Origin of the sequence: Halomonas ventosae, from assembly GCF_004363555.1 — a bacterium.
In the GTDB taxonomy this organism is placed as follows: Bacteria; Pseudomonadota; Gammaproteobacteria; order Pseudomonadales; family Halomonadaceae; genus Halomonas; species Halomonas ventosae.
On the sequence record NZ_SNZJ01000013.1, the window covers coordinates 23,209 to 49,017 of the forward strand.

Consider the following 25,809-nt stretch of genomic DNA (forward strand, 5'->3'; position numbering starts at 1 on the left):
TCGCCCACCACGGAGACCGAGATGCGCTGGCTTGCCGCTTCCACCACTGTCCTCGCCCTGTTCGCCCAGGGTGTCGCCGCCGATACCTTCCGCTTCACCGCCATTCCCGACGAGGACCAGTCGCGGCTGGTCGAGCGCTTCTCGAAGGTCGCCGACTACCTTGAGGAGCGCCTCGACGTCGAGGTGGAGTACGTGCCGGTGAAGTCCTATGGCGCCACGGTCACCGCCTTTCGCAACGACCAGGTCCAGCTGGCCTGGTTCGGCGGCCTCTCCGGGGTACAGGCGCGTCGCCTGGTACCGGGCTCCGTCGCGGTGGCCCAGGGCAGCGAGGATGCCGAGTTCAAGAGCTACCTGATCGCCCACCGCTCCACCGGCCTCGAGCGGGCCGAGGAACTGTCCGACGCCATCGAGGACATGAGCCTGACCTTCGGCTCGCGGACCTCCACCTCGGGGCGCCTGATGCCCGAGCACTTCCTGCGCCAGCGCTTCGGCGAGGCACCCGACGAGCTCTTCTCGCGGGTCGGCTTCTCCGGGGACCATTCGCGCACCATCGCCCTGGTGGAAGCCGGCACCTGGGACCTGGGGGCGGTGAACTTCAGCGTCTGGGAGGCCGCGGTGGCGGACGGCCGGGTGGACACCGACAAGGTCGAGGTGATCTGGGCCACCCCGCCCTACCCGGACTACAACTGGACCCTGCGCGGCGACGTCGATGAACGCTTCGGCGAGGGCTTCACCGAGAAGGTCCGCGCGGCCCTGCTCGAGATGGACGACCCCGAGCTGCTGGCGAGCTTCCCCCGCGAGGGCTTCATCCCCGCCGACAACGCCCTCTACGCCCCCATCGAGGACGTCGCCGAAGAGCTCGGCCTGCTGCGCTGATGGGCGAGTCCCGCGACACCCTGGTCTCGCTGAACGGCGCCGACCTGGGCCATGGCGACCGGGTGGTGCTGCCGGGACTGCACCTCGACCTGCAGCGCGGCGAACGGGTCGCCCTGCTCGGCCAGAGCGGGGCCGGCAAGTCCACCCTGCTCGGCGCCCTGCGCCGGCAATTGGGCGACAGCGCCGCCTGGTGCCCCCAGCAGCATGGCCTGGTGCCCCAGCTAGCGGTCTATCACAACGTCTACATGGGGCGGCTGGCCGAGCACTCGGCGCTGGCCAACCTGTGGAACCTGGTGCGGCCGCTGGCCGGCCCCTGGTGCGAGGTCGCCGAGCTCTGCGACGAGCTGGGCCTGGACGGGCTGATGCGCCGTCCCGTCGCCCAGCTCTCCGGGGGCCAGCGCCAGCGGGTCGCCATCGCCCGAGCCCTCTACCAGCAGCGGGCGCTATTCCTCGGTGACGAGCCGGTGGCCAGCGTCGACCCCCACCAGGCATTGCGCCTGCTGGCGCTGATCGGCCAACGCCACGCCACCTCGGTGATCGCCCTCCACCAGCGGGAGCTGGCGCTCAGCCACTTCGACCGGGTATGGGGCCTGCGTGACGGCCGGCTGGTGATCGATGCGCCGGCTCGCGAACTGGGCCTGGCGGACCTGGACGGCCTCTATCCCGACGCCGATGGCCAGACGGGAGAAGCCGCCTCCCGGGGCCGGCCATGACCCAGGCCCAGTCTCGCACCCGGGTGCCCCGGCCGGGCTGGCTGGGAGGCCAGAGCCCCGGCGTGCGCCTGGCGCGCCACAGCCTGACCCTGGTGGCGCTGGCGGTGGTGCTGGTGCCCTTCGCCGACCTGGCGGTGCTGACCCGCGACCCCTGGGCGGAGCTCGGGCGCATGGCCCGGGGGCTGGCCTGGCCCGCCTGGGGGGCGCTGGAGTCACCGCTGGAGGCGCTTGGCCTTACCGTGGCCGTGGCCCTTTGGGGGACGCTCGGCGGGATTGTGCTGGGCTTCCCGCTGGCCCTGCTGTTCGCCCGTTCGCGGCTGGTGCGCGCCGGCTGCGCCTTCGTGCGGGCGATCCACGAGCTGTTCTGGGCACTGCTCTTCCTGCAGGTGTTCGGCCTCTCCACCGCCACAGCCCTGTTGGCCCTGGCGATTCCCTATGCCGGCATCTTCGCCAAGGTCTATGCCGAGATCCTGGAGCAGATACCCGGTGCGCCGCGCGACGCCCTGCCGCCCGGGGTCGGGCGATTGTCGCGCTTCGTCTATGCCGAACTGCCGCTGGCCTGGACCCGGCTCGCCGCCTACACGCGCTACCGCTTCGAGTGCGCGCTGCGCGCCAGCGTGCTGCTGGGCTTCGTCGGCCTGCCGACCCTGGGCTTCCAGCTCGAGACCGCCTTTCGCGAGGGGCGTTACCACGAGGCCGGGGCGCTGCTGTGGCTCTTCTACCTGCTGATCGCCAGCCTGCCCTGGTGGGGCCACCGACGGCTGATGCCGCTGCTGGCGCTCGGTGGCGCCTTGCTGCTGGGCCCCTGGCCGGCGCTGGAGGGCGGCCTCCTGTGGCGCTTCGTCAGCCAGGACATCTGGCCACCGGCGCTGCTCGAGGGCGACTGGCGCGGTCTGGTCGAGTGGCTGGCCCGCATCCCCGACCTGGGCCCGGCCATCGGCAACACCCTGCTGCTCGGCCTGCTCGGCAGCGTGGGGGCCTTGCTGGTCGCCCTGGCGCTGTGGCCGCTGGCCTGCCGCCACTTCGGCAACCCGGCGACCCGGCTGGCCGGACGGGGGCTGCTGGTCTTCCTGCGCTCGACGCCGGAGCTGATGCTGGCCTTCTTCTTCCTGCTGCTGCTGGGACCCTCGCTGCTGCCCGCCTGGCTGGCGCTGGCGCTGCACAACGGCGCGCTGATCGCCTTCCTGGTGGCACGGCATGCGGATGCCATCACCCCCGGCATGCCGGGGGTGAACGCCACGGGGCGGCTGGCCTACGAGCTGCTGCCGCGGCTCTATCCGGGCATGCTGGCCCTGCTCTACTACCGTGCCGAGGTGATCCTGCGCGAGACGGCCATCCTGGGCATGCTGGGGGTGGCCACCCTGGGCTACTACATCGATGCGAACTTCGAGTACCTGCTGTTCGACGTGGCCTTCTTCCTGCTGCTGGTCACCGCGGCCCTCAACATCGCCGTGGACGCCCTCTCGCGACGCCTGCGGCCGCGGGAGACCGCCATCATCGACGACCCCTGCCAGCGCTAGGCGCTGGCAGGGGGCATTACGTCGCCCTGCCGGCTAGCGGCCCGGCACCAGGGCGGTGACGGTGATCTCCACCTTCAGCTCGTCGGCGGGCATGGGCGCGCAGACGCAGGTGCGGGCCGGCGCATGGCCGGTGGGCACCCAGGCATCCCAGACGGCATTCATGGCGGCGAAGTCGTGGCCCTCCTTGAGGTAGATGGTCGCCGAGAGCAGATGCTCCCGGTCGGAGCCGATCTCGGCGAGCAGGCCATCGAGGCGTTCGAGCATGCTCTCGGTCTGCTCGGTGATGTCGCCGTGGCGTGCCTCGGGGCCGGCCACCTGGCCGCACAGCCAGGCCATGCCGTTGTGGATCACCGCGCGGCTCATGCGCGCCTTGGTGTCGTGTCGCTCGATGCTCATCGTGGTCTCTCCATTGGTCGGGTCAGCGCCGCGTCACTCGGCGCAATCGATGCATTTCAGCACCAGGGGATCGCCTTCACCGGCAGGGCCGCCATGGCTCCATCTTGCCACCGCGGTCCTGCCGCCGCACTCCCGTCTTGCCACCCAATACGCACCGGAGGTCACCATGGGTACCGCACCCTGCTGCGGGATCATCGCGTGCTGCCGGGTATCGGCTGGGCGCTGGCCCAGGGCGTGCTGGCGAGCCCCGAGGCCCGGGGAGCCTGACGCGACGACGCCGGCCCGGGGGCCGGCGTCGCGTGACACAGGCGATCGCGATCAGCGCAGCAGCAACACGGGGCCGTTGGCCTTGCGCAGCATGGTGGTGGTGGTGCTGCCCACCAGCAGGTGGCGGATGCGCGAGTGGCCATAGGCACCCATCACCAGCAGGTCGATGCCCTGCTCCTCCTGATAGCCGCGCAGGGTGGCCTCCACCTCACCGGCGCGGATGGCGCCCTCGGCCTCGTGACCGGCGTCACGCAGGGTCTTGAGCGCCCAGTCGAGCTGGGAGCGGTTGTCGCCGGTCTCGGCGCCGACGATCACCACGTGCACCGGGACGTCGTTGAACAGCGGGCTCTTGGCCAGCATCTCCACGCCCTTGCGGGTGGTCTTGCTGCCGTCGAAGGCCAGCATCACCTTCTCGGGCTTCCGGTAGGTGTCGGGCACCATCAGGATCGGCCGGTGCAGGGTGCGCACCACCCGCTCGAGGTTGGAGCCCAGGTGGTCGCTCGCCTTGTGGGCCGCTTCGCCACGCTTGCCCACCACCAGCAGGCGTATCTCGTCCTGCAACTCCTCGAGGGTCTCCACCAGGGTACCGTTGCGCTGGCGGCCGGCGGGATCATTCACGCCGTCCTCGACGGCCCGCTCCCTGGCCGCCTTGAGCATCAGCCGGCCCTGCTCCTGCGCCACCTTGGCCCGCTGCTCGTCCAGGTGGGAGAGCTCCTCGAGCAGGTGCTCCCTGGCCCCGAGCCCGATATTGCCTGAGAGGTCCGCCTCGGCGGTCTGGGGGTGGTTGTCCACCACGTGCAGGAAGGTCAGGGGGGCATCCAGTGCCAGGCTGGCCCAGGCGGCGTAGTCGCACACTCCTTCCGAGAACTTCGAGCCGTCGATGGCGGCCATCACCTGTTCTGTCATCGTCTTGTCCTGAAGCTGGCGTGTATGGTCATCTCTTCACCTTCTACATCATCCGTCCGACGGGTCAATGGCCGCCCATCAGCTTCTCGACGGCCTCGGGATCGTCATGCACCGCGTAGCGGTCGACGATGGTGGCGCTCGCCTCGTTGAGGCCGATCATCTCCACCTCGGTGCCCTCACGACGGAACTTGATCACGATACGATCCAGCGCCTGGACGGCGGTGATGTCCCAGAAGTGGGCGCGTGAGAGGTCGATGGTGACCTTCTCCACCGTCTCCTTGAAGTCGAAGGCCTCGCCGAAGCGCTCGGAGGAGGCGAAGAACACCTGGCCCACCACCGTGTAGACACGCGCCCTGCCCTCGTCGGCCTCCTCGCTGCCGATGTAGAGGATATTGCCTACCTTGTTGGCGAAGTTCATGGCGGCGAGCAGCACCCCGACGAAGACGCCGATGGCCAGGTTGTGGGTGCCCACGGTCACCACCACGGTGGCCACCATCACCATGTTGGTGCTCATCGGGTGCTTCTTCAGGTCGCGGATCGACTCCCAGCTGAAGGTACCGATGGAGACCATGATCATCACCGCCACCAGGGCCGCCATGGGGATCTGGGAGACCCAGTCGGAGAGGAACACCACCATCAGCAGCAGCGCCACGCCGGCGATCAGGGTCGACAGCCGACGGCGACCGCCGGACTTGATGTTGATCACCGACTGGCCAATCATCGCGCAGCCCGCCATGCCGCCGATCAGACCGGCGCCGATGTTGGCGATGCCCTGGCCCTTGCACTCGCGGTTCTTGTCGCTCTTGGTGTCGGTCAGGTCGTCGACGATGGTGGCGGTCATCATCGACTCCAGCAGGCCCACCACGGCCAGCATCAGCGAGTAGGGCAGGATGATCATCAGCGTCTCGAGGTTGAGCGGGACCTCGGGCCACAGGAAGACCGGCAGGCTGTCCGGCAGCTCGCCCATGTCACCGACGCTGCGGATCTCCATGCCGGTCAGCATGTAGACCGCGGTGAGCGCCAGGATGCAGACCAGCGGCGACGGCAGCAGCTTGCCCACCACCGGCAGGTAGGGGAAGCCGTAGATGATCGCCAGGCCGGCCGCCGTCATGGCGTAGACGTGCCAGGTCACGCCGGTGAGCTCGGGCAGCTGGGCCATGAAGATCAGGATTGCCAGGGCATTGACGAAACCGGTGACCACCGAGCGCGACACGAAACGCATCAGCTCGGCGAGCCTGAGATAGCCCGCGAGAATCTGGAAGACGCCGGTCAGCAGGGTGGCGGCCAGCAGGTACTGCAGGCCGTGCTCCTTGACCAGGGTGACCATCAGCAGCGCCATGGCCCCGGTGGCCGCCGAGATCATGCCAGAGCGCCCGCCGGCGAATGCGATGATCACGCAGATGGCAAACGACGCGTAGAGGCCCACCTTGGGGTCGACCCCGGCGATGATGGAGAAGGCGATGGCCTCGGGGATCAATGCCAGGGCGACGACGATGCCCGAGAGCGTGTCGCCCTTGAGGTTGGAGAACCAACTCAGTTTCATTTTCTCGTACATGCTGCGGTCCAGTCAGGGGGGATGGATGGGCCGTGAGGCGTCGGGATCCTGTCGTGCGCATGCCCTTCCCCGCACCCCGGTGGGGCGCTGTCGCCGTTGGCAGATTCAGGAGAAGGCGCAAGCCGCCGGATGGCGCGCAGGGGCGCCCGCGACATCAGCGTGATGTCGAGCGATGACGCACCGGTGACGGTGGCATCGCCGGGAGATTAGGGAGGGTGCGCTAGGGCGGCGTGGCCAGCCCTGCCAGGGGAGTCATCACGTGCTGTCGTTTCCCTTGCTCGGCATCGGTGGGGCGTCATCGGACGAAAGTCGCATCGATGCACCCGACAAGAGCGCGGGAGTCTAGCAGAGATGCCATGGCGCTGCATCCGACCGCCAGGGCAAGGGGTGCCACGACCGGCTGGCCGTGGCAGGACGGGATCAGGAGGCGTCATCCGGCGCGGTACCGCCGGTGCGTGCCTGGGCGGCGGGCGAGGCCTTCATGTGCTTGAAGGCCTCCATGATGTCCATGGGCAGCGGGAAGACGATGGTGGAGGCGTTCTTGTTGCTCATGTCGCTCATGGTCTGCAGGTAGCGCAGCTGCAGCGCGGCGGAGTTCTCGGCCATCACGTTGGCCGCCTCCACCAGCTTCCTGGAGGCCTGCAGCTCGCCCTCGGCATGGATCACCTTGGCGCGCCGCTCGCGCTCGGCCTCGGCCTGGCGGGCGATGGCACGGATCATGCTCTCGTCGAGGTCGACGTGCTTGATCTCCACGTTGGCCACCTTGATGCCCCAGCTCTCGGCGGAGCTGTCGATGATCTCCTGGATGTCGTCATTGAGCTTGTCGCGCTCGGAGAGCATCTCGTCGAGGTCATGCTTGCCGAGCACCGAGCGCAGCGTGGTCTGGGCCAGCTGGCTGGTGGCATTGACGAAGTTCTCCACCTGGATGATCGCCTTCTCCGGGTCCACCACCCGGAAGTAGAGCACCGCATTGACCTTGACGGTGACGTTGTCCTGGGAGATGACGTCCTGTTCCGGGACGTCCATGGTGATCACCCGCAGATCGACCACCTCCATCTTCTGGATGCCGGGAATGATGATCAAAAGGCCCGGCCCCTTGACCGCCTGGAAGCGGCCGAGGAAAAACACCACCCCTCGCTTGTACTCGGGCAGGATGCGGATCGAGGCCGCCAGCAACATGATCAGCAGGACGACCGGAACGAGATAGGAAATCAACATGGCTTGCTCTCCTTCGATGTGTCCGGCGACGGCAGGCGCCGGCGCCGGGAAACGTGCCGGGGCCTCAGGACGCGGCGTCGAGCGGCTCCACCTCCAGGGTCAGGCCATCGACGGCCGTCACGCGCACCGCCTGCCCCCGGCTCAGCGGCCGGGTACTTCGGGCATTCCAGCGCTCCCCCATCAGCCGCACATGGCCCTGTCCCGCGAAATCCTCGAGCGCACTGGCTTCGCTTCCGACGAGCTCCTCCTGGCCGGTACGCGGCGTACGTCGCCGCAGCCCGATAAAGCGGGTCATCACCCACAGCATCAGGCCCGCCGCCAGCAGGGCAATGCCGCCGATCATCGGCAGCGAGATATTCAGGTTGTCCGCGTCCATCAGCATCACCGATCCGATCACGAAGGCGACGATGCCGCCTATCCCGAGAATGCCGAAACTGGGCATCAGTGCCTCGCCCACGATCAGCCCCAGCCCCACCAGGATCAGCGCCAGGCCGGCGTAGTTGACCGGCAGCACCTGGAAGGCAAACAGTGCCAGCAGCAGCGAGATGATGCCGATGGTCCCCGGCACCAGGCTGCCCGGGTTGGACAGCTCGAAGATCAGCCCATAGAAGCCGATGATCATCAGGAAGTAGGCGACGTTGGGATTGGTGATCACGGCCAGCAGCCTGGTGCGCCAGTCCGGATCGAAGCGCTCGACGACCAGATCGGCCGTGGCCAGGGTGCGCTCGCCGTCCTCCATCACCACCGTGCGCCCGTCGATCTGGGTCAGCAGGTCGCCCAGGTCGGTGGCCACCACGTCGGTGACGTTCTGCTCCAGGGCCTCCCGGGCAGTGAGGTTGACCGCCTCGCGCACGGCCTGCTCCGCCCAGTCGGCATTACGGCCATGGCGTTCGGCGAGCGAGCGGATATAGGCCACCGCGTCCTCCAGCACCTTGCGCTCCATGGCCGTCTCGCCACGCCGTCGGTCGTCGCCGCCCTCCTCGCTGGCCTCTCCTTCGCCGCCGGCCGCTGCGTCATCGGCATCGGCCCCGTTGCCGGAATCATCCTCGCTCCCGGTTGCCGGCGCGTCGCTCTCCTCGGCCTCCTGTGCCCGGGCGCCGCCCTCTCCCCCATCGTCGTCATCGCCGAGTCCCGGCAGGCCACCGCCGCCGATCTGCACCGGGGTCGCCGAGCCGAGGTGGGTGGCTGGCGCCATGGCCGCCACATGGCTGGCATAGAGCAGATAGGTCCCCGCGCTGGCCGCCCGGGCCCCCGCCGGCGAGACATAGATGGCCACCGGCACGCTGGAGGTGAGCATGGCGCGGATCATCGAGCGCATCGAGGCATCGAGCCCGCCGGGGGTGTCCATCTCCACCACCACCAGCTCGGCATCACGCTCCTCGGCGAGCTCCAGGCCACGCAGGAAATAGTCGCTGATGGCCGGCCCGATGGCATCGTCGACCGTCATCACCAGGGCGGTACGCTCGTCCTGCTGTGCCTGGACCTGCCAGGCCAGCAGCGCGCCGAGCGCCAGACACAGCAGGCTTGCCAGCATCAGGATGCGACCGGCCATGCCCCTGCGATCTGGATTCGTCATCTCGTGCCCGCCCTTCAGTGCCTGTCCTTGAGAACCTCGTCGGGGAACAGTGGTTCAGTCATTGCCGATATCAGCGTAGGCAGTGGGCCCATGGGCGGCAACAGCCTGCCTGCCTCGAAGGGAAGGAGATGCCCTCCTTGCAGGCCGCCGGGCCCGCCAGCCGGCGGGCCCGGAGGATGGCAGGGGGCTAATGGAAGAGAGAAGAGGAGAGCGCCTTCAGCGCCGCAGGCCGGACTCAGAGGTCATGCGGCTCTCCGGCGACGCGCTTCTGCACCTCCACCATGTAGGCCGCCAGGGAGGTCAGTTCCTCGCTGCCCCACTCGAGCGGCTCGGCCGCCATCGGCGCCACCATGCAGATCTGCACCATCTCGTCGGCGTGCACTTCCGACATCCCGAACTGGTTGGCGGCCATCGCCACCCGATGGGGGAAGGGCCGTTCGAACGTCTCGCTATAGCCCATGTCCTGACCGTCACTGCCGTGGCAGCTCGCGCAGGCAAGGCCATTGCTGCTCAAGGAGGTGTCGTAATAGAGTTCCTCGCCGCGGGCCAGCATCTCCTGGGGATTGTCGCCGGTCTCGCTATAGGCCGGCGAATACCCCTCGGGCCTTGCCACCGCGGCGCTGTCGCCGCCCTCGGCTTCGCCTTCTGCCTCGCCTTCCGCTTGACCTTCTGCCTCGGCCTCGCCCTGGGCGTCGGCCTCGGCTTCGCCCTGCGCCTCGGCGGCCCCCTCTGCGTGGTTGCTGGCCATCATCAGGGACGAACTGGAGGGCGAGGCAAGGTCGGCCACGGCCGCGTCATCGCCTGCGGAGGCGTGAAGGACGGCACCCCCCGCCACCAGGGCGAGCAGCGGGGCCGTGTAGGCCAGTTGCCGATTCAGGCGGCCCAGGAGCTTGCGGCGTTTATCGTCGTGCTGTGACATATTGTTCACCTTCGCGTGTGTCCATCCAGGAGAGTTCCGGAGCCTTCGCTCCCCCGTGTCGCAACAACGGTTCCCCTATGTCGATGACGGTGCCCCAGGCTTACAGACCGCCGAGATGCAACAGGCCATCGGGGAGCTCACCATCACCCCGCCTGTAAGGAACGCCTTGCATCGCACGACCCTCCATCATCGACTGCAACCACATCACCCGAGGAGCGTCATGCCGGATATCGCCGTTCGCCCCGCGTCGCCACAGGCCCGACCGGATCTCTGCCATCCCCTGGCCCTCGCCCTGCGCCACACCGGTCATGACGCGGACATTCAGGCCATGCACCCGATGGCCGATACGGGCCTGGCCCATCACCATGTGTGGCTCAAGCGGGAACAGATCGACTGGGTGGCGCGATTACCCAAGCAGAGCCAGATGCGACTCGACCCCGCCGCCAACCTCGCCTACCAGGCGGCCTGCTTCGAGCGCGCCAGCCAGGGCGGCCATGCCCCCTCCCTGCACGGCATCCTCCCGCCCGGCCCGTCGCTGCCGCGCGGCGGGCTGCTGGTCAGTGCCATCCGGGGGCGCCCGGCGAAGCTCCCGGATGACCTGCCCGACATCGCCGAGGCGCTGGCCAGCTTCCATGCGCTGGATGTGCCCGATGCCGAGGCGCGCCCGCCATTGCGGTCACCCGCCGACCCCTGGACGGCGATGCTCGAGGAGATCAGGGACCAGGCGCGCTTCCTCGACCAGGCCGGGCTGGAGGCGGACGTCCGAGCGCTGATCGAGGCCGAGCTGGCCGCCCTGCCGGAACGCCTGCCTCCCGGGCCTGGCGCCGAGCCGCGATTGATCAGCTTCGATGCCCATCCCGGCAACTTCCTGATCACCGAGTCAGGACGCGCGGTGCTGGTGGACCTGGAGAAGTGCCGCTACGGCCTGGTGGGCTTCGACCTGGCCCACGCCAGCCTCTACACCTCCACCACCTGGGACCTGCAGAGTCGCACCGAACTGCGCCCCACCGAGGTGGCCGCCTTCTATCGTCACTGGATCGCCGCCACGGGCTTCGATGGCGACACCGACACCCTGCTGGCGAGCCGGCGGGCCATGTGGCTCTGGTCGCTGACCTGGTGCGCGAAGTGGCGAGCCAGTAACCTTCGCTCCCGGGACGCCCAGGCCCGCGGCGAGGACTGGTCCGCCGAGCTGAGCGACGATGCCCTGATTGCCCACGTTCGCGACCGGGTCGACCACTACCTTTCGGTGGCCGTGATCGAGCATGTACAGCGGGAATTTCGCACCCTCGTGCAGGCGCTAAACGACTGAGGGCGACAGCCCGATAGCGCACCACCAAGCGCACTTCACCCCGACACAGCCAATCACCCAGAGGAACCCTAGATGCCGATTCGCCTGTTGGCTGCCGCCGCGCCCGTCGCCCTGCTGCTTTCCGGCCCCGCCGCCGCGGCCCCCGATCCAACTAACTGGGAGGCCGTGCTCGACGAGGCGCGCGGCCAGACGGTCTACTGGTATGCCTGGGCCGGTGAGCAGCGCACCAACGACTATATCGACTGGGTCGCCGGACGGGTCGAGGCGCAGTTCGATATCGAACTCACCCACGTCAAGGTCGGCAACACCGCCGAGGCGGTTTCCCGGGTGCTGGCGGAGAAGCAGGCCGGCAACCATGACGACGGCAATGTCGACCTGGTCTGGATCAATGGCGAGAACTTCGCCACCATGAAGGCCAACGACCTGCTGTTCGGTCCCTTCGCCGAGGCACTGCCGAACTTCGCGCTCACCTACCCCGAGCACAACCCCGAAGTGGTCACCGACTTCACCCTGCCCACGGAGGGGTACGAGTCCCCCTGGGGCCGGGCACAGATCACCTTCTACTATGATAGCCATGAGCTCCGCGAGGACAGCGACGAGGTCGCGGCGCCCCCGCAGGATATTCCGGCCCTGCTGGAATGGGCCGAGGCCAACCCCGGGCGCTTCACCTACCCGAGGATCCCCGACTTCACCGGCAGCACCTTCCTCAAGCAGGCCCTGATCGCGCTGACCGATGAGGACGAGGCACTCTATGCGCCGGTCGAGGAGAGCGACTTCGCGGCCGTCACTGCCCCGCTGTGGGACTACCTGGATGCGCTCCACCCCCACCTGTGGCGCAGTGGTCGGCAGTTCCCCGCGACCGGGCCCGAGATGCGCAGCCTGATGGGCAACGGCGAACTGGCGCTAGCCTTCACCTTCACGCCCTCGGAGCCGGCGGCGGCGGTCGCCGACTTCGAACTGCCGGAAAGCACCCGCAGCTATGTGCCCCAGGGCGGCACCCTGGGCAACGTGCACTTCGTGGCCATTCCCTACAACTCGCCCCACAAGGCCGGCGCCATGGTGGTCGCCGACTTCCTGCTCTCGCCGGAGGCCCAGGCACACAAGCAGGACCTCGCCGTCTGGGGGGATCACACCGTGCTCGATGTGGCCCGCCTCGATGACGACACCCGGGCCCTGTTCGCCCTGGACGAGAGCAACCCGGCGATGCTACCCCCAGACGCCCTGCAGCAGACCCTGCCCGAGCCGCACCCCAGCTGGATGACGGCCCTGCAGGATGCCTGGCAGGCCCGCTATATCGGCAACTGATGGCGAGGCACCGCGACCCGACCGCTCCCGCGACGAGGCCCGCTCGATGATGCTGCGCCTGGCGCCCGTGCTGCTCGTCGCGCTGCTGGTCGCCCCGATCCTTGCCGGCCTGGGCATGGCCCTGCTGCCGGCCTTCGGCTACCTGCCGGCCCTGGGCGGGGATAGCCTGACGCTCGCCCCCTGGCGGGCCCTGTTCGCCGAACCCGGCATCTGGCGCTCGGCCGCCATCAGCCTCGCCAGCGGATTGCTCGCTACCGCCATCTCGCTGGCGGTGGTCTTGCTCTACCTGGCCGCCACCACCGGCAGCCGGCTCGACCGCTGGATCCGGCGGCTGGTCTCGCCGCTGCTTTCCATTCCCCATGCCGCCGCGGCCTTCGGCCTGGCCTTCCTGATAGCCCCCTCTGGGCTGGTCGCGCGACTCGCCTCGCCAGGGCTGACCGGCTGGGAGCGTCCACCGGACCTGCTGATCGTCCAGGATCCCTGGGGGCTCTCGCTGATCGCGGGGCTGGTGATCAAGGAGATTCCCTTCCTGCTGCTGATGAGCCTGGCGGCCCTGCCCCAGCTTGACCCCGAACGGCGCGTCGCCATGGCGCGCTCGCTGGGCTACCGCCCGACCCTGGCCTGGTGGAAGGTGGTCGCGCCGTCGCTCTATCCGCTGATCCGCCTGCCGGTCTACGCGGTGGTCGCCTACGCCTCCTCGGTGGTGGATGTGGCGATGATCCTCGGCCCCACCCTGCCGCCCACGCTTGCCGTGTCGATCCTAGGCTGGTTCAGCGACCCCGACCTCGACAAACGCTTCCTGGCCTCGGCCGGGGCGATCCTGCAGCTCGGCGTCACCGCCGCGGCGCTGGCTATCTGGTGGGGACTGGAGCGTGTCGCCAGCCGGCTGATGGGCCTCTGGATCGAACGCGGCGGACGGCGTCGGGGCGAGGCCGGCCTGCATGTCGCCGGCAAGCTGTGGATCCTGCTGGCCACGGTGATCGCCTTCGTCGGCATCGCCGGCCTGGCGATCCACTCCGTGGCCGGCTTCTGGCGCTTCCCGGACGCCCTGCCGGGAAGTTTCACCGCCGCCCACTGGGCCCGGGTCCTGCCCTCGCTTGCCGGGCCGGTCGCCTCGACGGCGCTGATCGCCCTTTGCGCGACGCTGCTCGCCATGGTCCTGGCCCTGGCGGCACTGGAAAACGAGCAGCGCAGTGGCCGACACCCCTCGCGGGCCCTGTGGCTGCTCTACCTGCCGCTGATCGTCCCGCAGATCGCCTTCCTGTTCGGCCTGGCGGTGGTGATGGAGCAGCTCGGCACCCGACCGACCCATGCGCTGGTCGCCTTCGGCCACCTGCTGTTCGTGCTGCCCTACGTCTTCCTCTCGCTCTCCGAGGCCTACCGGCGCTTCGACCCGCGCTGGTCGCAGCTGGCGCTGACGCTGGGCGCCTCGTGCAACGGAACCTTCTGGCGAGTACGCCTGCCGATGCTGCTGGCGCCGATCCTCACCGCCCTGGCCGTGGGGCTGGCAGTCAGCATCGGCCAGTACCTGCCCACCCAGCTGCTGGGGGGAGGACGCCTGACCACCGTCACCACCGAGGCCGTCTCGCTGGCCGCCGGTGCCAATCGCCGGGTGATCGGTGTCTGGGCGTTGGTCCAGGCCTGCCTGCCACTGGCGGGTTTCATCCTCGCCGTCGGCCTGCCCAGGTTGCTATGGTCGCGGCGACGCGGCATGCAGGGAGCCCCATGAACGCCACCCATCGACTCGAACTTCATGACATCTGCATCCGGCTGGGCGACCAGGTCCTGGTGGAGCTCGAGGCCGGGATCGGCCCCGGTGAGGTCCTCACCGTCATGGGGCCCTCCGGCTCGGGCAAGTCGACCCTGCTCGCCTATCTCGCCGGCTTCCTGGCCCCCGAGTTCCGGGCCAGCGGCCAGGTACTGCTCGACGGCCACGACATCGGCGGCCTGCCGGCCGAGCGCCGCGGCATCGGCCTGCTGTTCCAGGACCCGCTGCTCTTCCCCCACCTCTCGGTGGGTGGCAACCTGCGCTTCGGCATGCCCGGGGCCAGCGCCGACAAGGCCGCACGGGTCGAGCAGGCCCTGGCAACCATCGGCCTCGCCGGCTTCGGCGACCGGGACCCGGCCACCCTCTCCGGCGGCCAGAAGGCCCGGGTGGCGCTGATGCGCCTGCTGCTGTCGGCCCCCTGTGCGGTCCTACTCGACGAACCCTTCTCGAAGCTCGACACCCACCTGCGTCACGAGATGCGCCGGCTGGTGTTCGACCGCCTGCGCGAGGCCGGCCTCCCCAGCCTGCTGGTGACCCACGACGCCGAGGACGCCGAGGATGCCGGTGGGCGAGTGATCGAACTGTCCCACTGACATCAGGCCTGACCATGTCGCCTCGGTGCGGAAAGCCTTACAGTCGTGGCATCCCCCTGTAAGGCCACGAGAAGCGTCACGATCCAGATGTCACTGCATCGATCCGGCATCAGGAGGACCGTCGGCATGCCGCAAACGCCGAGGCTCAGCATCATCATCCCGACCCTGGATGAAGCGGCCACCATCGAGAAGTTGCTGACCGGTCTGACGCCATGGGAAGCCGACGGCGTCGAGATACTGGTCGTGGACGGGGGCAGCCTCGATGATACGCTGGCCCGGGCTCGCCCCCTGGCATCAACGGCGATCGTCAGCGAGCCCGGCCGGGCCCGTCAGATGAACGCCGGGGCGGGTATGGCCCGCGGACGACACTTGCTGTTCCTGCACGCCGATACGCGACTCCCGCGAGACGCTGATCGGTTGATTGCTTCGGCCCTCTCGAGTGAACACTGCTGGGGGCGCTTCGATGTCCGTCTGGAGGGGCGTCATCCGCTGCTGCCGGTCATCGCTGGCGCCATGAACCTGCGCTCGCGACTGACGGGCATCGCCACCGGCGACCAGGGGCTGTTCATGACCCGGGAGGCCTTCGACGCCGCGGGCGGCTTTCCGGACCAGCCGCTGATGGAGGACATCGAGATGTCGCGGCGACTCAAGCGGCAATCGCCACCGGCCTGTTTGACGGAGAAGGTGACCAGCAGTGGCAGGCGCTGGGACCGACAGGGCGCCTGGACCACCATCCGCCTGATGTGGCGATTGCGCTGGCGCTACTGGCGCGGCGCGTCGGCGGATGTCCTGGCCCGGGAGTATCGCCATGTCCGCTGACGCTCACGGGGCCTTTCCCCTGGCGATTCTCGCCAAGGCACCGATTCCCGGGCAGGTGAAGACGCGCCTGATGCCGGCCCTGGGTGCCGAGGCGGCCTGCCGGCTTCACGAGCGACTGCTGCGCCATGCGGTGGCGACGGCCCTCGCGGCGACCTCGCCGCAGCGCATCACCCTGTGGACGGCACTGGATCATGACCATCCACTGTTCCAGGAACTGGCCGACCGGCATGGCATCAGGCTTCGCCCCCAGCCAGAGGGCGACCTGGGAGAGCGCATGTACCAGGCCCTGCTGGCCATGGACACGCCGGGAGTGCTGATCGGCAGCGACTGCCCGGCGCTCACCCCTGCGCTGCTCATGCACTGCCAGGCTGCCCTGACGGACGCCGATGCCGTCTTCCTGCCGGTGGAGGATGGCGGCTATGCACTGGTCGGGGTCCGACAAGCCGACCGCCGCCTCTTCGCGGCCATCGACTGGGGCACGAACCGCGTCATGGCACAGACGGGCGATCGCGTCGACGAGCTGGGCTGGCGGCTGGCCTGCCCCGCCCGACTCTGGGATGTGGACAGGCCCGAGGACCTGGATCGGCTGGCGAAGCATTCCGACCTGATCACGGTGCCGGGAGGCCGTTAACGATGACCGGGCACGCGAGGCATCATCACATAGGTGTGGTAATCAGCCTGAATATCAACATGTCGCCCTCCACATCAATGGCAGAACTACTCCTGATACAGGCAATAAAGCACATCAATCATTCAAGGAATACAGGGCCTTTATTGTCAACCTCATCCTGAAAACCTTGCATCATGAACCCAAAAGATTCACAAGGATAATCCGCAGAAAGGCTGGCGAAAGTGATGCCAGCCTTCCTCCCGGAAACCTTGCGAACCCTGTAAGGATAGCCTGGCCTGCACGACTCACTCGGGAGCACCTGACTCCTGGCTGACACCAGCTGCTAGACTTTGCATGAATCCGGACCAGCCATCAGGACAGGGAAGGAAGGACGCATCGATGAACGAGAATGAAGACAGGCTACAGCGACTCACGGCTGTCAGGCCACGCCTGATCTCCTTCGCCCTCATGCACCTGCGTGATCGAAGCCAGGCCGAGGATGTCGTACAGGAGGCAATGATGTCCGCCATCGAAAAGAATGAAAGCTTCGCCAGACGATCCGGTTACGAGACCTGGGTCTTCGGCATCCTCAAGTACAAGATCCTCGACGCCATGCGCATGCAGAAACGCCATGGACGCTGGCAGCCCCTCGAGGATGAGGACGATGACGACGCCATCGACCGGCAATTCCAGCAGAACGGCCGCTGGCAGCAGAGTACCCGCCCTTCCAGCTGGGGGGAGCCCGAGGCAGCTTTCGAGACCGAGCACTTCTGGCAGGTCTTCGATGCCTGCATGATCGCCCTGCCGGAAAACGCTGCCAGGGTATTTTCCCTGCGCGAGCTGATGGGGCTCTCCACCGACGATATCTGCAAGGAGCTGGACATAAAGGAGAACAACTGCTGGGTGATACTGCATCGCGCCCGGCTGCGACTCAGGGCCTGCATCGAGAAGGGCTGGCTGAAGGAGGAAACGATATGATGATGTGCAAGGAAGCGACCCGCCTGATGTCACTCAAGCAGGACCGCCCTCTTACCTTCCAGGAAAGGGTTTCCCTGAGGTTGCATCTCTCCATGTGCGGCGCCTGCCGGGAGTGCGACAGACAGTTCACGCTGCTTCATGAGGCCGGCAGGCGATTCGGCCCGGAGCATGACTCCGAGCAGGACGATGACGGGCACTGAAGGCCCGTCGATCGTTCACGGCTATTGATCTCACTGGCCTGCGGCAGTGCTTGCCACGCCCTCCAGTACACCGGCGACCTTGTCCAGAGGCAGGTCGCACTCCTCCAGGGAGTGGCGCTCGGCCAGGTAGTGTGGCGAATTCCACTCCAGCCTGACGCCTTCGTCCGTCTCCCGCACCACCATCTTCTGGGGCAGGTCCAGCGCCATGCTTCCCTGGCACTGCATCATCGGCGTACCCACCTGCGGATTACCGAAGATGAAGGTACGAGTCGCCGGCAACGAGAGCCCCACGCCCTCCGCATTGGCGGTGTGATCGACAACGGTCATCAGGGTCAGTCCCTTGTCCTCGATGGCCTCACGAAGCCGCTCCTCGACGCGATCGATATCATCGCTCGACTGCAGGTGCATCACCCCGTGCTCTTCCGCCTGTACCGCCAGCGGCATAGCCACGAACATGGCCATGGCCGTCCAGACCAGCGTCTTGCGCATGGTATCTCCTCACTTTCAGTAAATGTCCTGTCAGGATGGCCAAGCCCCCCGCACAAGGCAAGAAGCCCGGGCCTGAAGGATCAGGTCCGGGGTAGGTCGTTTGTTGGCAAAGGATCAGTTCCACCAGTAGCGCAGGACTTATCGTGTCAGTTTCTCTTCGTCATCGACCTCGCGATGCCGCCTTTCTCCCTGTTGGCTCACCTCTCTGCTGCGCCGCTTTTCGATGGAGTTATCAGCCTGAATGGACGCGCTTGCACTTTTCTCTTGCAGCGCCTGACGACGCTTCTCCTGATACTCGGAATCCATCGCCATCAAAGATCCTGCACTCAGAATCAGGGTCATCATGGCCAGTGTTACGGTTCGAATCTTCATGGCCACACCTCGTGGCTATCGGCTGATATAAGACCTTCAATCAGGCCTTGAGTCTTGATACATCCAGGGCCATTTTCCTTACGAACTACTCGGCGAAAAATGAGTCTCACCTTCGCAATTAATGGAGTGATCTACCCGATGATGCGACCCCTTTCCCCCTGGAGCCTGATGGCGCTGATGACCCTGGCGTCAGGATCTGTCATCGCAGCAGATGACTTGACGTTCTCACCGGATGATATCCTTTCCTGGCCAACACGCAGCTTCGAGGGCGAGACCGAGTACCGGTTCATCGAACGGGATGGCACGCGACTCCTCCAGGCCAGCGCCCGGCAACAGGCCTCGGCGAAATATCTGGAGCGCAAGATCGACCTTCGCGAAATGCCCTACCTGCACTGGTGCTGGCAGGTATCGCGCATTCATGAGGGTCTCGACGAGACACGAAAGTCGGGCGACGATTACCCGGCCAGGGTCTATGTGGCCCGCAAGACGGGGCTGCTGCCCTGGCAGGTCGAGTCGGTGAACTATGTGTGGGCCTCGAGTCAGCCTGCCGGCACGGACTGGCCCAATGCCTTTACCTCACGCGCCCAGCTGCTGGCCCTGCAGAGTGGTGAGACGCGCGTGGGCGAATGGGTGGCGGAGGTGCGGGATGTCCGCGAGGACTATCAGCGACTCTTCGGGAAACGCCCGGACCACATCGATGGCCTCGCCCTGATGAGCGACGGCGACAATGCCGGGGTGGATGCCACGGCCTGGTTCACGCATCTGGCATTTTCCGCGAGTCCCGAACCGCCCGACTGTCCCTGAAAACGCCTGGAGTAGGACTTCTCAGGTAATGAGCCGATCAGCGTAGCGCCGGGTCACTACCCCGATTCCTCGGTGGCACGCTTGGCAATGGCAGCGAAGAGGGTGTCGAGTTCGCGGCCCACCGTTTCCAGTTCCTCTCCGGCCGCGTCCACGTAGGGTTCGAGAAGATGAGTCGGCGTCTTCCAGGAGAGCGTGGCGCTGCCGTCGTCGTTTTCGGTGACATAGAAGCGCATGGGGGCCTCGATCATCGCCGGGACGCTCAGCCGCAGGATCCGAACCGCATAGTCGTTGCGAAACACGCCGACGACCCGGTTGCCGGGGATGGTGACCCCGCGGTTCGCGGCGGCCTCGGTGGGCCCCGCCTCGGTGACCACGAACATGCCCTCGGCCTCGACAGCCTCCCGCAGGTCCTCAAGCAGTTCGTCGTAGGCAAGCGAGGTGGGCGTGACCTGCCAGCCCTGGTCGGGCCAACGGGGTTCGGCGCTCACGGGGGCCGCCACGATCAGCACCAGCAGCCAGCTCGCCAGTATCACGCGCTTCATCAGGCACTCCTCCGCGAGAGTGGCGCCTGCTCCTCGGGTGCCCGCTGCCAGTGGCGAAGCGTGGAGGGATGCACCCCGAACGACTCGGGCAGGTGGATACCCGACTGCTCGGCCAGGAGGGCGATGATCGCCATGTGGTGAATGCTGTGGCTGGTGAGGAAGGCAAGTTCGCGATTCAGGCTCGACGTCAGGGAGAGCCTCTCGTCGTCCAGGGGATAGGCCAGGGTCAGCGCGGCCGACCACGGCTCGCCGTCCAGCGCCGACAGCCTTGATTCGATGCCGGCCAGATGGCTTGCGGCTTGCTGCGGCCATTGCTCGAGGGCCTCGTCGCGTCGGCGCTGTTCGTAGTCGATGACCTCCTCTCCTCGATCGAGGCCGTCGAGGAGGGCATCGTAATGATCGATGATGTGACGCACATGCTTGCCCAGGGTGTGGCGTCCGTGCTCGCCGAACGCCTGTCGATAACGCTCAGGGGCGAGGGCCACGACCATGCGCCTCAGCTGGGCAAGGGTCAGCAGGTTCTCCTCGACGAGATGCGCCGTGTCGGGAGACGGCCGGGAGTGACATGATGTCATGACGGGTGTCCTGTGAGTTCCACTTTGGGTTACGTCAGGGGATCGCCGTGAAGCGACAGAGGGAAGAGGCCAGGCCGCCACCGTGGTGACGGACCTGGTCTCCCGCTGAGGGGGAAGGAAGGGCTCACCCCTCCCCTTCGCCCTCGCCTTCTGCTTCGCCCTCGCCTTCTGCTTCGCCCTCGCCTTTTGCTTCGCGTTCCGCTTCGCCCTCGGCCTGACCTTCGGCCTCGGCGCCACCCTCGGCGTGGGCCTCGGCAAGCATCAGGGGAGCCTCCTGGCCATTGGTATAGCTCAGCTCGGGGGATGTCTCGCCAGCCACGGCCTGGAAGGCCGCTCCGCTGGCGACCAGGGCGAGTGCCGGTGCCGTGTAGCCCAGCTGACGGCTGAGGCGACTCAGCAGGCTACGGCGCTTCTCATCTTGCAGTGTCATGATCATGACCTCCTTGATACAGGGTGGGCGACATGCCAGGCATGTCGTCTTGCCGTGACGCCGGCCCGTGGCCGGCTTCTTCAACGGCGATGCCGGAGGCATCACCGGTTGCTCATGCCCCTGTCACCCCCTCGCCATGGCGGGAGGGTTGACCGAAGGGGCGATGTCTATCCGGGTGACCAGCCATTTGGCCAGTGACGCGACATCCGGCGCCCCTGGCCCTGACCTCAACGCGCACACGGCCAGGGTGGAGAGCCAGTCGCCCAGCACCGTCACGCTCTGGGCATCCAGCGCCTGGCCATCCACGGTCAGGCAGTTCGGCAGCAGGGCGCCAAGCGCCTCCAGCATGGCGACCGGGGCGAGGGCCTGGTCGGCAGACGCCTCGGCCGGCAGCAGCACGCCACGAAGGGCCACGCTGTAGGGCAACCCGCTCGGGGTCACGCCGGCGACACCCGGCAACGGGAAGTCCAGGGGTTCGGCGATGCTCGGATCGGAGAGGTCCAGCCGTACGCCGCGGGTCAGCACGCCACCCGAGGCTTCCACCAGCCGCTGCAGCATGAGGCGGCTCTCCTCCTCGTCGGGGAGCAGGCAGAGCACCCCGTTACCCTGTGGCGTGAGCAGCAGGGCCGCGTCGATCACCGGATGCTCAGGCATCGCGGCCTGGCGAACCAGGTGCGCCGTCAATACCGGGCCCAGTTGTGCCAGCGTCAACCGTGATGCCAGCAGTTGGTCATCGGTGGCCAGGGCATAGCCGACGGCATCGCGCAGTACCGCCAGCCGCGGCAGCCGACTCGCCGCCTCGGCGTCCAGCGGCGAGAGCCGCTCGCCGAACCATGTCGTCAACCGCGCCATGGCGGGGCCGCTGCCCACGTCCAGGGCCCGGTGACGGCCGTCCAGGCTGAGCCTCATGGCCCGCCCCGACGACGGCACTGGCATCGTCCGTTCAGGAATCTCGCGCGCTTCCTGCGACGCTGCCGGTGCGACGCCCTGCTGGCGGAGCAGGCCGGCACGGCACCAGTCATGCAGGGTGTTCCACACATCGCGCCGCAGCGCCGAGCTCTCTTCCGGTGCGCCCGCCTCGCTGGTGGCCCGCGCCAGCTCATCGGCGATGGCATCGGGGTCCAGCCCCTCGGTCGCCAGCAGCCAGGTCAGGGCCGCCGTGTCGTTGGGCCGGTAGTAGTGACCGCTACGCGTGTCATAGAGGGCGAGGCGCTCCTCGTCGACCAGCTCCGCCACGTGGCGCCGCTGCAGTCGCAGGGGCGGCAGGGTGCGCCCCGTCAGGGCCTCGGCCAGCCGCAGGTCGGCCGGGGTGGGTAGCGTGAAATAGGGCAGGTAGCGCTCGGGGTCGGCGGCCGGCAGCAGCCGCAGGAAGCCGCCGGCACGGGCCTGTTCGGCCTGGGCCTCGGCGACCAGCTGCGCGGTGGCGTCCGGCTCCTGAGCGCTGGTGCCGGCCTCGGACAGGGCCTGTCCGGGGAGATCGACCAGCGCGACCATGTCCTGCACCAACCCGCCCTTGACGGCCTCCTCGACGCGCCCTCCCGTCTCCGGGGCGGCACAGATGCCCAGCGACGGGCTGAGGTTGCACTCCAGGATCCACGGCTTGAGGGTGTCGTCCACCAGGCAGTCGAGCCCCAGCAGCTCGTAGCAGCCGCGCGGGTCGGCACCGGCCTCGGCCGTGCGGTGTCTCATGGCATCCACTGCGGAGATCGTGGTCAGGGCCACCAGGTCCTCGATGCGCGCGAAGAGGGCCTCGTCGTCGTGTCCCTGATCTCTCAACCAGGCCCGGTATCGCTCCAGGTCGATGAACTCCACCGGCAACTCAGCGCGGCTGTTCAGGGCGTTGATGTCCGGGTTGGTCAGCTGGCTGTAGGGATTGTCGGCATCCTCGGGATCCCAGGGCTCGGAGGCCAGCTTGGCGAAGCCCTGGCGGTAGAGGTAGACGCGCAGCGGCGCAAGCGAGGTGAACAGCACATAGAGCCGCAGGACATACTTGTGGCCGCGGATGGTATGGGGATTGGCCAGATACTCCTGGACCAGCCAGTCCTGCGCGAGGGGCGCCTCGGCGACATCCCTGAGCACCCGCACTCCCTTGCCCTTGGAGGCATTGGTGGGCTTGAGGATCCAGCGCTGGCCAGGGTCGGCCTGGGCGGCCTCCTGCAGCGCGTGGTAGTCACCGGGCATCACGTAGGCTCGGGGAAAGAACGCCAGCCGCCGGGCAAGCTCGTGGTCGGCCCCATGGCTCTCCCGGATGCGCTCGCGAAGGGTGGCAAGGCTGTCATGGAGCCGGCTCTTGACGGTGAGCGCCGCATTGCCCGGGAAGTGGTTCATCTTGCGCCTCGGCGAGACCCGCCGGAACTGCGCGGCATCCGGCATGCCGGTGATCCAGCCGGCGTCCCAGTCATGCTCGTCGCCGAGCTGCCAGCCCAATGGCTCCAGGGCCTCGCGGAAGAACCGGTCCTGCTCGGCGGCCCGCTTGCCGCCCAGCCAGAAGCGCCTTGTCGGCGAATGCTGCTCCGTCATGCTCGGGATCTCCTGTCGGCCATGGTGATCGTCATGATGTCGATCATGGTATCTGGTTGCTCTGTCGACGCCGCGACACGCTCCTTACAGCGATAGCAATCGGAACCCGATCTGTCGCGCCTTGAATTATGGAACGATCGGTACTAAATTGACCGGCATGACACGAGGACGCCCCATCGCATACAGCCCGGACGAGGCTGCCAACGCCGCCATGCAGGTCTTCTGGGCACGAGGCTACGAGAGCGCCTCGACCCGGGACCTGCTCGAGGCCATGCGCCTCTCGCGCAGCAGCCTCTACCAGGCCTTCGGCAACAAGGAGCAGCTCTTCCTCGAAGCCCTGAGACGCTATCGGGAGTCCCTGCTGGGCCGTCTGGAGCGTCGACTGGAGGCAGCACCCTCGGCCATGGCCTTCCTCGAGACGCTGTTCCGCGAGACGGCACAGGAAGCCGGCAGCGACCGCGCCGCCCTGGGGTGCCTGATCTTCAATTCCGCCAGCGAACTCGGCCAGCAGGATGGCCTGCCCTCGCAGCATGCCCGCCAGAGCATCGCCGCGATCGCGGCCCTGTTCCGGCAGGCGGTGACGCGGGCCCAGGCGGAGGACGACATCGCCCCGGACCGGGATGCCGCCGCCCTGGCCAGCTACCTGACGATGGGCATGGCCGGTCTCAGGACCCTCTTGAAGAGCGGCGCGGACGCCGAGCAGGCCGGCCAGGCGGTAGAGCTGCTCCTGGACGGCCTGCGGCGTTGACGACGCCTTTTTCTCGCCATTTTTGGAACGATCGATACATAAATGGCACCACGGCAGTACCCAGACGACAAAGGAGGCACACCCCATGTCCGCCGACTATCGGATGCAACTCCCGCCCCAGACCCTCGACAACGCCGATGCCAAGGCGAGGCCGCTGCTCGAGCAGGCCAACGCCAAGCTGGGCTTCGTGCCCAACATGTACGCGGGCATGGCCAAGGCACCGGGCGTACTGGACACCTACCTGCACGGCTACGAGCTGTTCCGCGAGGACTCCGGCTTCGCGCCGCCCGAGCAGGAGGTGGTCTTCCTGACCATCAGCCGCCTCAACGGCTGCGGCTACTGCATGTCCGCCCACAGCATGCTGGGTGAGAAGATGTCCCAGGTCCCGGCCGACGTGCTGGAGGCGATCCGCGACGACCAGCCGATTCCCGACGCGCGCCTGGCGGCCCTCGCCGAGTTCACCAAGGTGATGTTCGAGACCCGGGGCATGCCCGGCGAAGCGGACGTCAAGGCGTTTCTGGATGCCGGCTTCGAGGAGCAGCAGGTGCTGCAGATCGTGCTGGCCCTGGCGGTCAAGACGCTCTCCAACTATTCCAACCACGTCAATCATCCCGAACTCGACGAGGCCTTCGCCGGCCATGCCTGGAAGGGCTGAGCGTATTCCCCCTCGCATCGGCGCCGGAGATAATGGCGCCGTTTTTTATTCTATAATGGAATAATGTGGTCAGAAAGCATTCTTGCCGCCAGATTGCCCTGCCGGGAGGGCACGCCTAGCATCGTGTCATCCCTGATGATGGAGGACGCCCCATGAAACGTACCCTGCTAGTGGCCGCCGGCACCCTGGCCCTGGCCGGCCCGGCCCATGCTCTGCACCCCGCTCCGCTGGTCGACGCCGCCTGGCTCGATAGCAAGCTTGGCAGCGACGACCTGGTCGTGCTGGACGTGCGCTCCGCCATCGATGACGGCGGCGACCGGGAGAGCTTCGAGGCGGCGCGCATCCCCGGCAGCCGCTACAGCAGCTACACCGAGGCCGGCTGGCGCGAGGAGCGCGACGGGGTCGCCGGCCTGATGCCCGCGGTGGATGACCTCGAGGCACTCATCGGCGACCTGGGCATCGACAACGACGATACGGTGGTCGTGGTCCCGGCCGGCACCGGGCCCACCGACTTCGGCAGTGCCGCCCGCGTCTACTGGACCTTCAAGGCCCTCGGCCATGACGAGGTGACGATCCTCAACGGCGGCTTCGCCGGCTGGGAGCAGCAGGGCTTCGAGACCGCCAGCGGCACGGCGAGCGACCCCGATGCGGCCGACTTCTCGGCCACGATGCAGGAACAGCTGCTGGCCACCACCGAGGAGGTGGAAGCGGCCCGCGAGGCCGACGAGACGACGCTGGTGGATGCCCGTCCGCCGGCCTTCTACAGAGGCGAGACCCAGTCACCCGCCGCTCGCGTGCCGGGAACCATCCCCGGCTCGGTGAACCTGCCCCACGATGGCAGCCTCGAGGCGCGCGACGGGGCCTACTACCTGCAGCCGGACTCGCTGAAGGCCCGCATCGACGAGCTCGGGCTCGACCAGGAGGCGCCCGCCGTGGCCTTCTGCAATACCGGCCACTGGGCCGCCAGCGGCTGGTTCCAGCTTAGCGAGATCGGTGGGCTCAAGAACACCACCATGTACGATGGCTCCATGGCCGCCTGGACCCGGGACGACGACCGTCCCGTCCATCTGGCCGAGCGGGGCACCGTCAGCGTCGGCGAGCTGGCCGAGTAGCCTCGCCGCCTGAAGGTCCCCCACAAACCGCCCC

The 25,809-nt window shown here is 67.6% G+C and carries 27 protein-coding genes; 15 read left to right on the forward strand and 12 right to left on the reverse strand.

Features of this window, described 5'->3' with window-relative positions:
* Positions 1–21 precede the first annotated feature (21 nt).
* The 3 genes from DFP85_RS11870 to DFP85_RS11880 are packed head-to-tail and all read left to right on the forward strand — an operon-like array spanning position 22 to position 3,109.
* The gene (locus tag DFP85_RS11870) at positions 22–876 is read left to right on the forward strand and encodes a putative selenate ABC transporter substrate-binding protein (protein ID WP_133636477.1); all 855 of its coding nucleotides are present in this window, start codon (positions 22–24) and stop codon (positions 874–876) included.
* Entirely contained in the window at positions 876–1,589 is a 714-nt protein-coding gene (locus DFP85_RS11875) for an ATP-binding cassette domain-containing protein (RefSeq protein WP_133636478.1), read from the forward strand. The genes DFP85_RS11870 and DFP85_RS11875 overlap by 1 nt, the downstream gene beginning before the upstream one ends.
* Positions 1,586–3,109: an ABC transporter permease family protein gene (locus tag DFP85_RS11880; RefSeq protein WP_133636479.1), complete on the forward strand. Its 1,524-nt coding sequence runs from the start codon at positions 1,586–1,588 to the stop codon at positions 3,107–3,109. Before DFP85_RS11875 ends, DFP85_RS11880 begins: the two co-directional genes overlap by 4 nt.
* Before the next feature lie 33 nt (positions 3,110–3,142).
* On the opposite strand, the gene DFP85_RS11885 is transcribed toward DFP85_RS11880, so the two are convergent.
* The 6 genes from DFP85_RS11885 to DFP85_RS11910 form a co-directional block, all read right to left on the reverse strand.
* On the reverse strand, positions 3,143–3,505 hold the full coding sequence (locus tag DFP85_RS11885; protein WP_133636480.1) for a RidA family protein: 363 nt from the start codon (positions 3,503–3,505) through the stop codon (positions 3,143–3,145).
* A gap of 318 nt (positions 3,506–3,823) precedes the next feature.
* Complete coding sequence (locus tag DFP85_RS11890) at positions 3,824–4,678, reverse strand: universal stress protein (RefSeq protein WP_133636481.1); 855 nt, start codon at positions 4,676–4,678, stop codon at positions 3,824–3,826.
* A gap of 64 nt (positions 4,679–4,742) precedes the next feature.
* A complete protein-coding gene (locus DFP85_RS11895; RefSeq protein ID WP_133636482.1) occupies positions 4,743–6,233 on the reverse strand; it encodes a SulP family inorganic anion transporter in 1,491 nt (496 codons plus the stop codon).
* A 420-nt stretch (positions 6,234–6,653) separates the two neighbouring features.
* Positions 6,654–7,451 carry a slipin family protein gene (locus DFP85_RS11900; RefSeq protein ID WP_133636483.1) on the reverse strand — a complete coding sequence of 266 codons (798 nt, stop codon included), beginning with the start codon at positions 7,449–7,451 and terminating at the stop codon, positions 6,654–6,656.
* Between the two features lie 64 nt (positions 7,452–7,515).
* Positions 7,516–9,003: an NfeD family protein gene (locus DFP85_RS11905; protein WP_243737284.1), complete on the reverse strand. Its 1,488-nt coding sequence runs from the start codon at positions 9,001–9,003 to the stop codon at positions 7,516–7,518.
* Between the two features lie 259 nt (positions 9,004–9,262).
* On the reverse strand, positions 9,263–9,946 hold the full coding sequence (locus DFP85_RS11910) for a hypothetical protein (protein ID WP_133636485.1): 684 nt from the start codon (positions 9,944–9,946) through the stop codon (positions 9,263–9,265).
* A gap of 220 nt (positions 9,947–10,166) precedes the next feature.
* Here DFP85_RS11910 and DFP85_RS11915 point away from each other — a divergent pair, with 220 nt between their 5' ends.
* The 8 genes from DFP85_RS11915 (at position 10,167) to DFP85_RS11950 (ending at position 17,528) form a co-directional block, all read left to right on the forward strand.
* Complete coding sequence (locus DFP85_RS11915; RefSeq protein ID WP_133636486.1) at positions 10,167–11,255, forward strand: aminoglycoside phosphotransferase family protein; 1,089 nt, start codon at positions 10,167–10,169, stop codon at positions 11,253–11,255.
* Positions 11,256–11,327: 72 nt separating this feature from the next.
* Positions 11,328–12,560, forward strand: coding sequence for an ABC transporter substrate-binding protein (locus DFP85_RS11920; protein ID WP_133636487.1), 1,233 nt, complete (start codon positions 11,328–11,330; stop codon positions 12,558–12,560).
* 49 nt (positions 12,561–12,609) lie between these two features.
* The gene (locus tag DFP85_RS11925) at positions 12,610–14,289 is read left to right on the forward strand and encodes an ABC transporter permease (protein WP_133636552.1); all 1,680 of its coding nucleotides are present in this window, start codon (positions 12,610–12,612) and stop codon (positions 14,287–14,289) included.
* Positions 14,286–14,921, forward strand: a complete 636-nt coding sequence (locus DFP85_RS11930) for an ATP-binding cassette domain-containing protein (protein ID WP_208108501.1) — start codon at positions 14,286–14,288, stop codon at positions 14,919–14,921. The genes DFP85_RS11925 and DFP85_RS11930 overlap by 4 nt, the downstream gene beginning before the upstream one ends.
* A gap of 126 nt (positions 14,922–15,047) precedes the next feature.
* Positions 15,048–15,740, forward strand: a complete 693-nt coding sequence (locus tag DFP85_RS11935) for a TIGR04283 family arsenosugar biosynthesis glycosyltransferase (protein WP_133636489.1) — start codon at positions 15,048–15,050, stop codon at positions 15,738–15,740.
* Positions 15,730–16,371, forward strand: coding sequence for a TIGR04282 family arsenosugar biosynthesis glycosyltransferase (locus DFP85_RS11940; protein WP_133636490.1), 642 nt, complete (start codon positions 15,730–15,732; stop codon positions 16,369–16,371). The genes DFP85_RS11935 and DFP85_RS11940 overlap by 11 nt, the downstream gene beginning before the upstream one ends.
* A gap of 378 nt (positions 16,372–16,749) precedes the next feature.
* Complete coding sequence (locus tag DFP85_RS11945) at positions 16,750–17,328, forward strand: sigma-70 family RNA polymerase sigma factor (RefSeq protein WP_133636491.1); 579 nt, start codon at positions 16,750–16,752, stop codon at positions 17,326–17,328.
* The gene (locus tag DFP85_RS11950; protein WP_133636492.1) at positions 17,325–17,528 is read left to right on the forward strand and encodes a zf-HC2 domain-containing protein; all 204 of its coding nucleotides are present in this window, start codon (positions 17,325–17,327) and stop codon (positions 17,526–17,528) included. The genes DFP85_RS11945 and DFP85_RS11950 overlap by 4 nt, the downstream gene beginning before the upstream one ends.
* Before the next feature lie 30 nt (positions 17,529–17,558).
* Here DFP85_RS11950 and DFP85_RS11955 read toward each other — a convergent pair whose 3' ends face one another.
* Both DFP85_RS11955 and DFP85_RS11960 read right to left on the reverse strand, forming a co-directional pair.
* Positions 17,559–18,017: a DUF302 domain-containing protein gene (locus tag DFP85_RS11955; RefSeq protein WP_243737285.1), complete on the reverse strand. Its 459-nt coding sequence runs from the start codon at positions 18,015–18,017 to the stop codon at positions 17,559–17,561.
* Between the two features lie 138 nt (positions 18,018–18,155).
* Positions 18,156–18,389: a hypothetical protein gene (locus DFP85_RS11960; RefSeq protein WP_133636493.1), complete on the reverse strand. Its 234-nt coding sequence runs from the start codon at positions 18,387–18,389 to the stop codon at positions 18,156–18,158.
* Between the two features lie 216 nt (positions 18,390–18,605).
* On the opposite strand from DFP85_RS11960, the gene DFP85_RS11965 reads away from it, so the two are divergent.
* The gene (locus DFP85_RS11965) at positions 18,606–19,193 is read left to right on the forward strand and encodes a DUF3047 domain-containing protein (protein ID WP_243737286.1); all 588 of its coding nucleotides are present in this window, start codon (positions 18,606–18,608) and stop codon (positions 19,191–19,193) included.
* 56 nt (positions 19,194–19,249) lie between these two features.
* Here DFP85_RS11965 and DFP85_RS11970 read toward each other — a convergent pair whose 3' ends face one another.
* The 4 genes from DFP85_RS11970 to DFP85_RS11985 form a co-directional block, all read right to left on the reverse strand.
* Positions 19,250–19,735, reverse strand: a complete 486-nt coding sequence (locus DFP85_RS11970; protein WP_133636495.1) for a DUF302 domain-containing protein — start codon at positions 19,733–19,735, stop codon at positions 19,250–19,252.
* Positions 19,735–20,310 carry a DinB family protein gene (locus DFP85_RS11975; RefSeq protein WP_133636496.1) on the reverse strand — a complete coding sequence of 192 codons (576 nt, stop codon included), beginning with the start codon at positions 20,308–20,310 and terminating at the stop codon, positions 19,735–19,737. Before DFP85_RS11975 ends, DFP85_RS11970 begins: the two co-directional genes overlap by 1 nt.
* A 124-nt stretch (positions 20,311–20,434) precedes the next feature.
* Positions 20,435–20,740 carry a hypothetical protein gene (locus DFP85_RS18930; RefSeq protein WP_166644638.1) on the reverse strand — a complete coding sequence of 102 codons (306 nt, stop codon included), beginning with the start codon at positions 20,738–20,740 and terminating at the stop codon, positions 20,435–20,437.
* A 123-nt stretch (positions 20,741–20,863) separates the two neighbouring features.
* On the reverse strand, positions 20,864–23,260 hold the full coding sequence (locus tag DFP85_RS11985; RefSeq protein ID WP_133636497.1) for a PqqD family peptide modification chaperone: 2,397 nt from the start codon (positions 23,258–23,260) through the stop codon (positions 20,864–20,866).
* Between the two features lie 157 nt (positions 23,261–23,417).
* Here DFP85_RS11985 and DFP85_RS11990 point away from each other — a divergent pair, with 157 nt between their 5' ends.
* From DFP85_RS11990 to DFP85_RS12000, 3 genes are all read left to right on the forward strand, one after another.
* Positions 23,418–24,008 (forward strand): TetR/AcrR family transcriptional regulator, encoded by a 591-nt coding sequence (locus tag DFP85_RS11990; protein ID WP_133636498.1) that lies wholly within the window; start codon positions 23,418–23,420, stop codon positions 24,006–24,008.
* Between the two features lie 85 nt (positions 24,009–24,093).
* The gene (locus DFP85_RS11995) at positions 24,094–24,663 is read left to right on the forward strand and encodes a carboxymuconolactone decarboxylase family protein (RefSeq protein WP_133636499.1); all 570 of its coding nucleotides are present in this window, start codon (positions 24,094–24,096) and stop codon (positions 24,661–24,663) included.
* 152 nt (positions 24,664–24,815) lie between these two features.
* Entirely contained in the window at positions 24,816–25,775 is a 960-nt protein-coding gene (locus DFP85_RS12000) for a sulfurtransferase (RefSeq protein WP_133636500.1), read from the forward strand.
* Positions 25,776–25,809: the final 34 nt, after the last annotated feature.